Consider the following 13,474-nt stretch of genomic DNA (forward strand, 5'->3'; position numbering starts at 1 on the left):
ACATGCGGTGATCCCTGTGCGGCACGATCACCCCCGACTCATCCTGATATCGATCTGCTGGTGGGGCAGATGCATGCCTAATTGATGCAGTTTTTCCAGGATCAGCGAATGCACCTCATGAGTGATCGGCATGCGGTGATCCATGTTGTTGACGTAGAGCCGGATCTCGTAGATGAGGGCCGAGTCGGTGAACTCGATGAGGAACACTTCGGGGGTGGGGGTATCCAGCACCAGGGTGGACTCCTGCACACACTGCTCCAGCAGTTGCTGCACCCGCTTGGGATCCTGGGTCAGGCCGATGCGAATGCGCAGCTTGACCCGGGTGATGGCGTCGGACAGGGACCAGTTGATGAACTGCTCCGTGATGAAGGCCTTGTTGGGGACTATGATCTCCTTCCTGTCCCAGTCCACGATAGTGGTGGCGCGGGTCTTGATCTTGGTGACGGTGCCGGTGAGATCCCGGATGGTGACGGTGTCACCGAGCCGGATCGGTTTCTCGAACAGGATGATGAGGCCGGAGACGAAGTTCGCGAAGATCTCCTGCAGGCCGAAACCCAGCCCCACAGAGAGGGCCGCCACCAGCCACTGGGTCTTGGACCAGTCGATGCCGAGCATGGAGAAGCCGGTGAGGGCGCCGATCAGCAGCACCAGGTACTTGCTGACCGTGGTCAGGGCGAAGCCGGTGCCGGGGGAGAGGCTCAGGTGCTGGAGCAGGCTGAGCTCCATCAACCCGGGCAGGTTGCGTGCGGTGACCACGGTCAGAATGAAGACGAAGGCGGTCAGCATCAGATCCTGCAGGGTGATGGCGGAGAGCTGCTCTATGCCCGCCACCTTGCTGCTCACCTGCCACACCTCGATGCTGCTCAAGAAGCTGAACGCCGAGTTGAGATCCGACCATTGCACCAGCACCAGCATGGTGAAGCCCAGCATCAGCAGGGTGCGCACCAGGCCGAGGGACTGGGCGCTGATGGTGTCCAGATCCAGCTCGGGTTCGTCCACCACGTCGGGGATCTCCGAGCTGAGATCCTCCTCGTCCCGCTCCCGCTGGGCCAGGATCTCCGCCCGCTTGTGCTTGGCCCGATCGAAGGCGAGCCGGCGGCGCTGGATCAGCATCCAGCGGTGGGCCAGGTAGTGGACGAGCAGGCAGCCGAGCCCGGTCAGCAGGCTCAGCTCCAGCTGGCGCAGCAGGGTGCGGGAGGTATAGAAGTAGCCGAACAACGAGCCGAGCACCGCCAGCAGGGGGGCCAACATCAGGCTGTTCCAGATGAAGTGGTGCAGCAGGTGGGGCTTGCTCATGTCAGCCTGGCCCCAGGTCAGCGGCAGTCGCTCCCGGTTGAGGCGGGCGAAGAACAGCAGCAGCCAGAGGGCGCCGACGATGAAGGCCAGCCGGCCGAGGGAGTCGTAGAAGGCGTGCTCCTGATAGCTGCTCGCCATCCCCTGCACGAAGAAGCAGGGGATCAGCACCAGCAGCAGGGTGCGGAACTGGCCCCATACCCGCTGCACCCGCTCCTTCTGCCAGCGGAAATGCAGGATCAGGATCCCCTTGTCCAGGGTGAGGTGACGGGCCACCAGCAGGGCCAGCAGCAGGAACCAGATCTCCCCGAGACCGCGGGCCACCGCCACCGCGAACGGGTATTGCCAGGCGCTATCCAGCAGGCCGTGGAGCATCAGCACCATGGCGGGCAGCGGCAGGGCCGCGAGCAGGGAGCGGATCAGAAGCCGGCTGGTGAGGCTGAACTTGTCCTGGGTCACCTTGCCGATGCGCGGGGCTATGTACTGGCTGTACTCCGTCAGGTGGCGGGCGAGTTTTACCCAGCACCAGATCAGGCCCAGCAGGCCGAGCCCCGCCAGGGTCAGGCTCATGGGGCTGTTGTCGGCGATGGCTCTCGGCAGTTGCAGCCAGTTGATCGGATCCAGGGCCAGCCCCAGGGCGGCGGGGACGCCGAGCAGCACGGCGGGGCTCAGGGGGCGCACGTCCGGCATCCAGAACAGGTGGCTGGCGCTGAGCTCGCGCACCTCGTCGATCTTGCTGTTCTGGCGGCTGTAGATGAGCTTGAGGCGGGTCTGCTCCTGGATCAGGGTGTCGGAGGCGTCGTTGAGCCGGGTCAGCAGCTGCCGCCTGGCCTTGAGCAGGTTGTCCAGCACGGAGCGCTGGGCCCGGTCGAGGCTTACCCCCTCCAGCAGATTGTTGCGGACCAGGGCGGGATCCTTGAGGGCATCCTGCTCGGTCTCGTACTGGTACTTGGCCATGCGGGCCTTGACGATGGCGGACTCCAGCTTGTCCAGGGGGAAGTAGGCGGGCAGATCGGCGAGCTTGCTGCGCAGGTTCTCCCCATAGGCGTTGCTGATCTGCAGCCACTCCAGCTGTTCGCGCACCGAGTTGACCAGGTCGTTCAGGCCGGAGAGGGACTTGTCGACCCCGCGCTGCTCATCCTGCACCCGCTCAATCTGATCCTCGAGGGCGCCGAGCTGGATGGAGAGGGCCTGGTTCTGTTGCTGCTGCTCCTGCAACAGGGGCAAGTCCGAGGTGAGTTGCCTGCGCAGTCGATCGCTCTCGGCCAGCGCGAGCTCGGTCTTCTCCCGCCGCAGCTGGTTCTGCTGGGCGAGCAGGCTGGCCTGCCACTCGTCCTCGTCGGTGATGGCGAGGTTGAGCTCCTGGAGCTTCAGCTTGCCGAGATCGTTGCGCTGCTGGGCGGAGAGCTGCTCCAGCTCCAGCATCTGGATCCGGTCGGACAGGCTCTGCTCCTTGAGCCGGGTCGCCAGCTGCTGGGCCTCCTGCAGCCGATCCGAGCCGTTGCTGAAGCTGAGGCGATCGAGCTGGGTGCGGGTCTGCTGCAACTGCTTGCGCAGCTCGTCGACCCGCTGATGATACTCCTGGCCCGTGCTCTCCAGCTGGTTGAGGGCATCGGTCACCCCCTGGCGCTCCTTGCGCAGGTTGAGCTGGCGGTTGCTGCTCAGGCTGATGGCCTGGCGCAGGGCATCTTCCTTGAGGGAGGCGAGGGAGGGGCGGGACTGGGGCTGATAGTTGTGCAGGCTCTCCTTGAGGCGCGCCGACTCCTTGGGATAGTCGATGAGGAGCTGCTGATAGGCCTTGCCCTGCTCCCGGTAGCGCTGGGCGTCGCGGGCGTATTGCAGCGCCTGCTGGTAGCTCTCCCTCAGCTGCTGGTTTTCCGGACTCTCGGTCTTGGGTACGTTTTGCAACAGCTCCTCGACCTGGGTGATGGCGTCGTCGGCCTTGGCGAAAAAGGGGAGCAGGCTGAGACAGAGCATCAGACAGAGCAGGCGTTGCAACATGGCGCACGTTTCCGTTCATGAGAGTTGGCCCTAGCCTAAAGCAGGGGGAGAGGTGGGTAAAGTTTTCCATATTAATGATTCTCAACACAAATAACGGGTGCTCAGGGCTTTGTTTGGCTATTATCCCGCTCGTTTCTCCCCTGTTGCTGAGCATCCTATGTCCACCCTCGATCTGGGCACGGCGCCCCTTTCCCGCCTCTTCCTGCGTTATGTCACCCCGACGGTGGCGGCCATGCTGGTCACCGGCGTCTACGTCACCATAGATGGCATCTTCGTCGGCCATATCCTGGGGCAGGACGGTCTGGCGGGCATGATGCTGGCCTATCCCATCTGCGCCGTGCTCTATGCGGTGGGGGCGCTGATCGGCATGGGCTCCTCGTCCCTTGCCTCCTTCTATCTGGGCAAGGGGGAACAGGCCAGGGCGCGGCACATCGTCGGCAATGCGCTGGTGATGGTGTTAGTAGCGTCCGCCGTGCTCGCCTTTATCGGCATCAATTATGGGGATGAGATGCTGGCCTGGATGGGGGCCGAAGGGGTCATCTTCGACGCCGGCCTCGCCTATCTGCAGTGGTACGCCTGGCTCGGGGTCTTCGCCGTGCTCTCCATGGCCTTCACCGCCCTGCTGCGCAACGACGGCCGTCCCGGCCTCACCACCTGGATCCTGGTGGGCGGCGGCGTGCTCAACGTGCTGCTCGACTACCTGCTGATGGCGGTGATCCCCTGGGGGCTGGCGGGGGCGGCCATCGCCACCATGCTCTCCCAGGCGGTGACCGGCGGCCTGTGTCTGTGGCACTTCTTCACCCCTCGCAGCCAGTTGCGCATCCGCTGGGATACCCTGATACCGGATTGGCGGCTGATGGGGGAAACCCTGCGACTCGGGGTGTCGAGCTTTTTGATGTACCTCTATCTGTCGGTGGTGCTGGCGCTGCACAACAAGGCGCTGCTCGCGGTGGGGACCTCGCTGCATGTGGCCGCCTACGGGGTGCTCAGCTACAGCGAGGCCTTCTTCTATCTCATCTTCGAGGGGATCGCCATGGGCATCCAGCCCATCGCCAGCTTCAATGCCGGGGCCGGCAACTGGCAGCGGGTGCTGAAAGTGCGCAACCTGGCGCTGGGAGTGACCCTGGTGGTGGCGCTGTGCGGCATGATCCCGCTCTATATCTGGCCGGAGGGGGTGGTTTATCTGTTTGCCGGAGACAACGCGGCCCTGCTGCCGGTGGCGACCCTCGGCATCTGGCTCTACTTCTGGGGTCTGCCCATGGAGGGCTTGCTGCTGGTGGGGGCCGTCTACTTCCAGGCCATCAACCGGGCCCGGATCGCCTCCCTACTCACCGGTGGCAAGCTGGTGCTGATCGGCGGCTTCCTGTGGGGCTTCTCCTCCCTGTGGGGGGTCGCCGGGGTCTGGCTGGCGCTCCCCACCTGCAGCACAGTGCTGGTCTTGCTGATGTGGCGGGCCATGGGCAAGGAGGCCAGGCTGCATGCCCTCCCGCGCTGACGCAAGTCACCGGCATAAAAGAGAAGAGGCAGCCCTGGGCTGCCTCTCTTGTCATGGGAGATGTCTCAGGGCTTGAAGGCCCCGATGAAGATGGCGGGATCGACGCGGGTATCGTTCAGGCTGACGTTCCAGTGCATGTGGGGTCCGGTGGCGCGGCCGGTGGCGCCGACCCGGCCGACGATGCCGCCCCTTGGCAGGCTCTGACCCAGTTTCACGTCCACCTTGGACATGTGGCAGAACATGCTGATGAGCCCCTGGCCGTGATCGACGAACACCGTATTGCCGTTGAAGAAGTAGTCGCCAATCAGGATCACCTTGCCTGCCGCCGGAGACTTGATGGGAGTGCCAGCGCCGACCGCGAAGTCGAGGCCGGAGTGGGGATTGCGCTCCTCGCCGTTGAAGAAGCGGCGCAGGCCGAAGGGGCTGGAGAGGGGGCCGTTGACCGGCTTGTCGAACATCAGGTTGCTGGGCTGGGCCGGGCTGAAGGTCTGGTAGGCCTTGGTCTGTTCCGCCAGTTCCCGGTTGATGCGTGCCATGTCCTCGGCCAGCGGATTGACCTGGCGCGTGTTCTTCAACTTGATGCGTTGTTCGCGGTAGTGCTTGGTGCCCACGGTGAAGCTGAGCTGCCGGCCATCACTCAGGGTCAGCTGCTGGACGCCGGCGGCGCTCTTGAGGGGGATGCCGACTATGGCTATCCAGCGACGACCCTCTTCTCGCACCACCAGCACGGGTTTGCCCTGATAGCGGACGCCGGGAGCCTCGGCCCCGTCTCCCAGCGGTACCACGGCCACCCCACCGGGGACGGGATGGTTGAGCAGGCGACTGATGAAACCGGGCTCGGCATGGAGCTGGGCGCTGCAAAGCAGCAGGACAAGACACAAGAGGCGGCGCATGAAGGCTCCATGAAAAAAGGCGGATGAAATCTGAGGGGGAAAATGATGCCACATTCCCGCCGGACTGTCCGTCGCTCCGGACAAGGGGGCCGAATAAAGAGTTGTCCGGGGGCGAGCAAGCTCGGTGTCTTTGTGCTATTTACTAATGTATCACTATAAATTGGTTGTTGAATGACACCCATGGTGACAAGGAAATTGCACTGGCAGGGAAAACGGCAGTCGCCAGCGACATCCAGACAGGTGGAGGTTGTGATGAAGACGAATGCTCGCTCTACGATACTTGCACTCGCCATGGGCGGGCTGGTCTCCCTGCCCGCTGCCGCCTTCAATGGCACCATTACCATCAACGGTGAAGTGACCGCCGGCACCTGCGCCATCGCCGTCAATGGCGGCAACGCCTCGGCCATAGTGACTCTGCCCACTGTGAGTACCAACGCGCTGACCAGCATAGGCCAGACCGCGGGGGCGACGGGCTTCAACCTGGCGCTCACCGGCTGCCCGGTGACGGGGTCGGTGCGGGCCTACTTCGAGAACGTCGGGGTGGCCCAGGCCACGGGCAACCTGACCAACAAGGCCGTGGCCGCCGGCGGCAAGAACCCGGCCCAGAATGTGGAGGTGCAGATCCTCTCGGCCAACAGCAGTCCCATCGACCTTCGCACCAACACCAACAACTCCTTGGTCAATTTCAGCGGCACCGGAACGGCCACCCTCTACTACAGCGCCCAGTATGTGGCCACCGGCGCCGTCGTCGCCGGCCTGGTCTCATCGGATCTCATCTACTCCCTGGATTACCACTGAGAATCGCCCCATGAGGTTGCCTGACTGGGTGAGACACATGGTCATAGTCGGGGGGCTGTTGTTACTGCCCTGGCAAGCTTGGGGCTATGTCCAGATCTCCGGTTCCCGGGTCATCTACCCTGCCGCCGCCCGGGAGGTCACGCTGGAGCTGCTCAACAAGGGCAACCTGCCTTCCCTGGTACAGGTCTGGATCGATGCCGGCGATCGCTCCATCCGCCCTGGCGCCGATGCGGTGCCCTTCCTCGTCACCCCCCCGATCACCCGTATCGAGGCCCTGCGTGGCCAGTCTTTGCGCCTTGCCTACGTGGGGCAGGGCTTGCCCAGGGACAGGGAGTCGGTGTTCTGGTTGAATGTGCTGGAGGTTCCTCCCAGCGCCAAATCGACTCAGTTAGACAAGAACCAGGTCAAGCTCGCCTTTCGCTCGCGCATCAAGCTGTTCTACCGGCCGGAGGGGTTGGCAGGCAATGTGGAGCGCTCCGCCCACCGGCTGACCTGGCGCCTCGTCAAGCAGGGGCAGGGCTATGCCCTGCGCGCCAGCAACCCCAGCCTCTACCATGTCAGCATCAGCAACCTGGAGTTGCAGACGGCCGAGGCCAGGCAGTACAGCAACCAGAGCGGTGGCATGGTGGCGCCGGGGGGCTACTTCGATTTCCCCGTGGACAGGCTGCCGGCCAGTTCCCATGCCAAGGCGGTGACCTTCTACTGGCTCAATGACTACGGCGCCCGGGAGGTGGGTCAATTCGTCTTCCATTGAGCGCGAGTCATGATGGGGGAGCAAGAGGTTGGCCCCCTCCCGTCTGGAACGTCTGCCGGTTATGAGGGGGGAGCGTCATGATTGCCAGCACACCCCCAAGTCTCGCACCATTCTGCAGGCCTCCCGTTGCGAAGGGGTTGAAAGCCCTCTCGGGATGCTGGCTGTTGTCGTGTTTCTGGGGAACTCTCGTCATGGCGCAGACGGCTGAATCCCCCTCCGATACCCAGGTCACAGCGCCCGCATCCGATGTGGAGTTCGACAGCCGCCTGCTCGACAGCCTGGGGGTGAACATAGATCTCGCCCGTTTCACCCGCGCCGACTTCATCCCCCCCGGCCTCTATCAGCTCGACATCACCCTCAACGGCAAGGTCTCCCTGAGCCAGCAAGTGGAGGTGAGAGCGGGCCCGGATCCCAAGGTTCCGTTGTTTTGCTTCAAACAGGATCAGCTCAAGCAGTGGGGCCTGCTGGTGGACAAGTTGCCGAACCAGCCCTCGGTGAAGCAGCAGTTGCAAAGCGATTGCATCAGGGTGGAGTCGCTGGTGCCGGGGGCCAGTTTCGGCTTCGATCTGGCGAGCCTGAGCGGGATACTCAGCTTGCCCCAGGCCTATCTGGGGCGGGTCAGGCGCGATTACGTCGGGCCCGAGCAGTGGGTCCAGGGGATCGACGCAGCCTTCGTCGGCTACAACGTCAACCTCTACTACAGCGAGCAGGAGGGGGTCGACGAGGGGTTCAGCAACAGCGTCAACCTCAATGCCGGCATCAATCTCGGGGCCTGGCGGCTGCGCCACAACGGCTCCTGGCAAGGCAGTGACGGGGGTAGCTATCAGACCCTCAACAGCTATGCCCAGCGAGATGTCACCTCCCGGACCGCCCAGCTCACCCTGGGGGAGTACTTCACTCCCGGGGACAGCTTCGACAGCGTACCGTTCACCGGCGTACAGCTGGCCAGCGACGATGCCATGTTGCCGGATTTCGAGCGGGGCTTCGCCCCCGTGGTGCGCGGCGTGGCCCAGAGCAATGCCAGGGTCAGCATCCGCCAGGGCAGTACCCTCATCTATGAGACCCAGGTTGCCCCTGGCGCCTTCGCCATCGATGATCTCTATGCCACCAGCTTCGCCGGGGATCTGGATGTGACCATCACTGAGGCGGATGGCAGCTCCCGCAGCTTTACCCTGCCATTTTCCTCCGTGGTGCAGATGCTGCGAGATGACAGCTCCCGTTTCAGCCTGACCCTGGGGCGTTATCGCAACGATGCGGGCCCCGATGGCCCTGACTTCCTGCAAGGCACCTACAGGCGCGGCTTCTCCAACACCCTGACCCTCTATGGCGGCACCATAGCCGCCGAAGACTACGGTGCCCTGCTGGGGGGGGGCGCCGTGGGGTCCGATTATGGCGCCCTGGCCCTGGATGTCACCGGCTCCTGGGCGCGGGCTCTGCCCGCCGACTCGGGCCTGCCTTCATCCCTCAGCGGTCAGAGCTATCGCCTCACCTACAGCAAGCAGATGGATATCACCCAGACCTACTTCACCCTGGCGGCCTACCGCTTCTCCAGTGAAGGCTATCTGGACCTGGCCGACGTGGCGGCGGCCCAATCGCAAAGCTTCGATCAGCTGCAGCGGGAGCGCAATCGCTTCCAGCTCAACATCAATCAGCCGATAGGGGACTGGGGGGACCTCTACTTCAACGGGATCCGTCGTGACTATTGGGGCGGCCAGACCGAGAGCAGCAGTTTCCAGCTCGGCTATAACCGGGGGTTTGACTGGGGCAACCTGACGCTCTCCGCCAGCCACTCCCTGGACGACGGGGTGGGGGATCAATACATGCTGAGTCTCAGCATCCCCATCGGCAACAGGCTCGGCTCTCCCCGCCTGAGCAGCACCCTCTCCTACCAGGAGGGACAGGGCTACAGTGCCAGGCTGGACCTCAACGGCGGGACCCAGGATGGTCGCCTCTACTACGGTCTCTACGGCAGCCAGGGGCAGGGGAGCGGGGCCGGCAATCAGGGTTATGGCGCCAATCTGCAGTATCAGGCGGCGACCACCCAGCTCGGGATCAGTACCAGTCAGGGGGAGGGTTACTCCCAGTATGTGGCCTCGGCCAAGGGAACCCTGCTGGTGCACGAGGATGGCTGGGTGCTGGGACAGAGTCAGGGGGAGACGATGGCGCTGGTGGAGGCAAAGGGTGCCCAGGGCGCCAAGATAAGCCAGGGCATGGGCAGTGAAATCGATGGCGATGGTTACGCCGTGCTGGCGGGGCTCAACCCCTATCGCACCAATGTCATCAGCCTGGATCCGAGCGGCTTGCCGCTGGACGTGGAGATAGAGGGCAGCGCCCAGATGGTGGCGCCGCGCCGCGGTGCCATCGTCAAGCTGGACTATGAGACCCACCTCGGCCAGCCGCTGCTGCTCAAGGTGCAGCGGCAGGACGGCTCCAGCCCTCCCTTCGGTGCCGAGGTGGTCGATGGTGACGGTGGCTCAGTGGCCGTGGTGGGGCAGGGGGGCCTCGTCTTCGTGCGCGGCGAACAGGGCTCGCTCTATGTCCAGTGGGGAGAGGAGTCGAACCAGCAGTGCAAGCTGGATTACCGGATGCCAAAACCGGATCCGACGGTGCCCTATCAGCAGGTAAGAGCCCGTTGCATCGGCTCGGGGGGCTCATGACCATCTGCGTGCGTGGGACTCTGTGCCTGATCGCCCTGCTATGGGGACACATAGGGGAGGCGGCGCTCAACCTGACCCGTACCCGGCTCGTCTATCAGGGGGGGGAGGCCAGTCTGCTGGTGCGCAACGACGGGACCGAGCCCAGCCTGCTGCAGGCCTGGGTAGACGGGGGGGACGAGCAGCAGGGGCCGGCCGAGGTCTCGACCCCTTTCCTGGTGGCCCCCCCCATGATGCGGCTGGGGCCGCAGAAGGGGCAGAGCCTGCGCATCCTGGGGGCCGAGGATCTGGCGCTGCTACCCCAGGACAGGGAGTCCCTGTTCTGGCTCAATGTGTTGGGGTTGCCGCCCAAGGCGAGCACCTCCCAGGCCAGCGTGCAGCTCGCCTATCGCACCCGGATCAAGCTGTTCTACCGTCCCCCCGGCTTGCAGGGGCGGGTGGCGGATGCCGTTGCCCGGCTCGATTGGCGGGTACTGGCCGATGGTTTGAGGGTCAGCAATCCGGGCCCTTTTTATATCAGCTTGAGCGAGGTGTGGCTCGAGGCGGGTTCACGCAGGCTTGGCTGGCAACAGGCTGGCCTCATTCCGCCCTATGGGATGCTGAAAATCCCGCTTCAAGGGGGGGGCGCCGCTGCCATCCAGGGGCGTGCGCGCTGGATTGATGACGATGGCACCTACCATGAGCAGGGGTTCGTGCCCGGCAAGGAGGGAGGCAACACGCATGACTGAACAAGTGGGACAGGGTTGGCCGGGTAGGTCGAGCCTCTGGTTGATGGGAGCCTTGCTGCTGGGTGGCCTGCTGTGGCAGCCCAAGGCCCATGCCGTCATTGGTCAATGTACCAGCTCCTTTGTGGCGACCGGGCCCATCAGTACCACCAATACCCTCTACCAGCCTGGTGCAACCAGCGGCCCCACCGCCTTCTCTACGACCAGCTCTGCTACCTGCGACTGTACTGGTCTCATTTTGGGATTAACGACAGAAGTTTCAGGGGGATCCAGTTTTCCGCAAATCGCTAATCCATCCGGTGGAAATCTGCTCAAACTAAATGAATATTTCGGGATCAAGGTCGAGTTTAACGTGGGGGGATCTTATCGAGAGGTTCCATTTACCTATGCACCGCTCACCATATCGCTCTGTGTTAGTAACATCATCACTTTGAATGTCGGTGGCATTTCTATCAATGGGGGTCAATATACCCTCAAGTTGCTTAAAGGGGTCACGGGCACCCAGACCTTCAGCGGCAATGTCGCCTATCTTTTTGTGCGTCGCGGTAGTACACCCGATACCAATCCGGCCAATGCCTTCAGCACCCTGGCGATGAATATCAGCGTCACCTCGACCCCGACCTGCCAGTTCCCGGCGGGCACCAATATTCCCATCGATCTCGGCGCCGTGGCCCAGAGTGCCTTCGTGGAGGGGGATGTTCCCAGGGGCTATGCCCCCCGCACCGTCAATGTCAGCGTCACTTGCAGCCAGATCCCGAGCGATTACGTGGTCCCGCTCAGCTACAGCTTCGGGGGGGCGCTCACCAGCCAGAACCGCTTCATCACCACCAGCCTGGCCGGCGTCGGCGTGGGCATGCTGGAGCAGAGCAGCCAGACCCCTATTCCATTTGCTACCGCTATCCCTGTACCCTATGCGGCAGCCACCCATAACACCGACTACAAGGTGAGGCTGTACCCGACCAAGCTGCCGGGTCAGGTGGTGCGGACCGGTGCCTATACCGGCACCATCATGGTCACGGTGACCGTGCCCTGAGGGGCTTTTCGTTTGTTTTCCTGCGAGGTCGATGATGAACACAGAACCCAGCCTACGACGCGAACCCAAGCGCCACCCCATGGGTCGGGGTTGGGTCTGGATCCGAACCGGTTTCGAGATCTTCAATCGGGGCATGGGGGCCAGTGTGGCCATGATAGTGCTCTGGTTCGTGGTGGGTCTGGTGCTGGATCAGCTCCCCGCGGGCGGCCTCATCTCGCAGCTGCTCTATATGGTGTGGGGGGCGGGCTGGGTGGCCGTGGCCCGGCGCGGTTTCAAGGGGCAATCCCTCCAGTTCGCGGACTTCTTCGCCGGTTTTCGCCACCGTCTGACCCCCTTGGTGCTGGGGGGCCTGCTGGTGCTCGGCATGCTCGGCCTGATCCTGCTTGTCTGCTTCGCCCTGTTGCATCTGTGGGATCTGACCGGGCTGCTGGCCCAGAACCCGGAAACGCTGACCCTGACTCCGGCGCAGGCACAGGGCTTCCTGCTCTGCCTGCTGTTGGGGATGGCGCTGGTGGTTCCCATGCTGATGGCCATCACCTTCGCCCCGGCCCTCATCTTCTTCCAGGGTGTCGGGGTCCTGCAGGCGGCCAGGCTCAGCTTCATGGGCTGCCTGCGCAACATCTGGCCCTTCCTCTGGTGGGGGCTGATCGGGGCCTTGCTGATGCTGCTCGGCGCGGCGCTCTTCCTGGTGGGTCTGCTGGTGGTGCTGCCCGCCATCAACTACTCCATCTACGCAGCCTATCGGGACATCTACCTGGAGGAAGAGACCATCACCGAGCAGACGCCCCCAACCCGGGAGTTTGGTTTCGAGGCATAAACTACGCCGTGCATGAAACGGGGCCCGCAGGCCCCGTTTTGCTGTTCATGATCCGCCCTGCCAGAGGGGATCCCCGGCCATGCGCTCGATGAGGAAGTCGAGGAAACTGCGCAGCAGGGGGGACATCTGCTTGCGGGTGCCATAGATCCCGTAGACGCCGAGGCGCTTGGGTTGCCACTGGCCGAGCAGGGGGATCAGGGCGCCGCTCGCGAGCTCCGCTTGCACCGAGTAGCGGGGTTGCAGGCTGATGCCGGCCCCCTCCAGGGTCGCCTTGAGCAGCAGGTTGGAGATGTTGGCGCTCAGGTTGCCGCTCACCGGTACGGAGACCGGGCCATCCGCCCCCTCAAACTCCCACAGACTCTTGCCGAAGTAGGTGTAGGTGAGGCAGTTGTGCAGGGCGAGGTCCTGTACCCGCTGCGGGGTGCCGTGGCGCGCCAGGTAAGCCGGGCTGGCACAGACCACGGAGTGACAGGTCCCGAGGCGGCGGGCCACCAGGTTGGGGTCCAGATCGTTGGTGATACGCACGGCGAGGTCGATGCGCTCCTCCACCAGGTTGACGGTTCTGTCCAGCAAGAGGATGTCGATGGCCGTCCCCGGATAGCGGGCGAGGTAGGCGTTGGCGGCCTCTACCAGCAGGGCATCCGAGATGGAGTAGCTGCTGGTGATGCGCAACTGCCCTTTGGGGGCCTCGTCGCTGCGCACGGCCAGCTGCTCCATCTCTTCCCCCAGTGCCAGCATGGCCCTGGCTCGATTGAGGGCCTCTTCCCCCGGCCCCGTGAGGCTGAGGCGGCGGGTGGTGCGGTGCAGCAGGCGCGCCCCCATCCAGCGCTCCAGCTCCGCCAGATAGCGCGAGACCATGGCACGGGACATCTCCAGTCGCTCGCCCGCCCCGCTCAGGCTGCCCTGCTCAACCACGCAGACGAAGACTCGCAATGCGGTCAGCCGATCCATTTTTGCCCCTATATGTTCGATTAATGCAACAGTGATGCGCTCATTATGCGGTATTTGCGC

General features: G+C 63.8%; 10 protein-coding genes. 7 read left to right on the forward strand and 3 right to left on the reverse strand.

From position 1 onward, the window contains the following. Window positions 1-27: 27 nt before the first annotated feature. Window positions 28-3,294 carry a miniconductance mechanosensitive channel MscM gene (gene mscM, locus ACRCYW_RS21530; protein WP_438552009.1) on the reverse strand — a complete coding sequence of 1,089 codons (3,267 nt, stop codon included), beginning with the start codon at window positions 3,292-3,294 and terminating at the stop codon, window positions 28-30. A 157-nt stretch (window positions 3,295-3,451) separates the two neighbouring features. Between mscM and ACRCYW_RS21535 the strand changes: the two genes are divergently transcribed. Then, entirely contained in the window at window positions 3,452-4,789 is a 1,338-nt protein-coding gene (locus ACRCYW_RS21535; RefSeq protein ID WP_438552010.1) for an MATE family efflux transporter, read from the forward strand. A 65-nt stretch (window positions 4,790-4,854) separates the two neighbouring features. On the opposite strand, the gene ACRCYW_RS21540 is transcribed toward ACRCYW_RS21535, so the two are convergent. Beyond that, entirely contained in the window at window positions 4,855-5,682 is an 828-nt protein-coding gene (locus tag ACRCYW_RS21540) for a peptidoglycan DD-metalloendopeptidase family protein (protein ID WP_438552011.1), read from the reverse strand. 252 nt (window positions 5,683-5,934) lie between these two features. Here ACRCYW_RS21540 and ACRCYW_RS21545 point away from each other — a divergent pair, with 252 nt between their 5' ends. The 6 genes from ACRCYW_RS21545 to ACRCYW_RS21570 all read left to right on the forward strand — a co-directional run bounded on the left by ACRCYW_RS21545 (window position 5,935) and on the right by ACRCYW_RS21570 (window position 12,463). After that, complete coding sequence (locus ACRCYW_RS21545) at window positions 5,935-6,480, forward strand: fimbrial protein (RefSeq protein ID WP_438552012.1); 546 nt, start codon at window positions 5,935-5,937, stop codon at window positions 6,478-6,480. 37 nt (window positions 6,481-6,517) lie between these two features. Then, complete coding sequence (locus ACRCYW_RS21550; RefSeq protein ID WP_438552013.1) at window positions 6,518-7,234, forward strand: fimbria/pilus periplasmic chaperone; 717 nt, start codon at window positions 6,518-6,520, stop codon at window positions 7,232-7,234. A 191-nt stretch (window positions 7,235-7,425) separates the two neighbouring features. Continuing rightward, a complete protein-coding gene (locus ACRCYW_RS21555; RefSeq protein WP_438552014.1) occupies window positions 7,426-9,891 on the forward strand; it encodes a fimbria/pilus outer membrane usher protein in 2,466 nt (821 codons plus the stop codon). An 8-nt stretch (window positions 9,892-9,899) separates the two neighbouring features. Next, window positions 9,900-10,616, forward strand: coding sequence for a fimbrial biogenesis chaperone (locus tag ACRCYW_RS21560; protein WP_438552015.1), 717 nt, complete (start codon window positions 9,900-9,902; stop codon window positions 10,614-10,616). Window positions 10,617-11,091: 475 nt separating this feature from the next. After that, complete coding sequence (locus ACRCYW_RS21565) at window positions 11,092-11,646, forward strand: fimbrial protein (protein WP_438552016.1); 555 nt, start codon at window positions 11,092-11,094, stop codon at window positions 11,644-11,646. 34 nt (window positions 11,647-11,680) lie between these two features. Next, entirely contained in the window at window positions 11,681-12,463 is a 783-nt protein-coding gene (locus ACRCYW_RS21570) for a BPSS1780 family membrane protein (RefSeq protein ID WP_438552017.1), read from the forward strand. A gap of 45 nt (window positions 12,464-12,508) precedes the next feature. Here the strand turns inward: ACRCYW_RS21570 and ACRCYW_RS21575 are convergent, their stop codons facing one another. Continuing rightward, a complete protein-coding gene (locus tag ACRCYW_RS21575) occupies window positions 12,509-13,414 on the reverse strand; it encodes a LysR family transcriptional regulator (protein ID WP_438552018.1) in 906 nt (301 codons plus the stop codon). Window positions 13,415-13,474 lie beyond the last annotated feature (60 nt).

The sequence above is a fragment of the Aeromonas sp. genome (assembly GCF_051657805.1).
Lineage (GTDB): Bacteria > Pseudomonadota > Gammaproteobacteria > Enterobacterales > Aeromonadaceae > Aeromonas.

What these genes read in the sequence shown, in the direction of transcription:
- ACRCYW_RS21540 (WP_438552011.1), bottom strand. Translation starts at nt 5,682, where the DNA reads ATGCGCCGCCTCTTGTGTCTTGTCCTGCTGCTTTGCAGCGCCCAGCTC.
- ACRCYW_RS21535 (WP_438552010.1), top strand. Translation starts at nt 3,452, where the DNA reads ATGTCCACCCTCGATCTGGGCACGGCGCCCCTTTCCCGCCTCTTCCTG.
- ACRCYW_RS21545 (WP_438552012.1), top strand. Translation starts at nt 5,935, where the DNA reads ATGAAGACGAATGCTCGCTCTACGATACTTGCACTCGCCATGGGCGGG.
- ACRCYW_RS21570 (WP_438552017.1), top strand. Translation starts at nt 11,681, where the DNA reads ATGAACACAGAACCCAGCCTACGACGCGAACCCAAGCGCCACCCCATG.
- ACRCYW_RS21555 (WP_438552014.1), top strand. Translation starts at nt 7,426, where the DNA reads ATGGCGCAGACGGCTGAATCCCCCTCCGATACCCAGGTCACAGCGCCC.
- ACRCYW_RS21575 (WP_438552018.1), bottom strand. Translation starts at nt 13,414, where the DNA reads ATGGATCGGCTGACCGCATTGCGAGTCTTCGTCTGCGTGGTTGAGCAG.
- mscM (WP_438552009.1), bottom strand. Translation starts at nt 3,294, where the DNA reads ATGTTGCAACGCCTGCTCTGTCTGATGCTCTGTCTCAGCCTGCTCCCC.
- ACRCYW_RS21550 (WP_438552013.1), top strand. Translation starts at nt 6,518, where the DNA reads ATGGTCATAGTCGGGGGGCTGTTGTTACTGCCCTGGCAAGCTTGGGGC.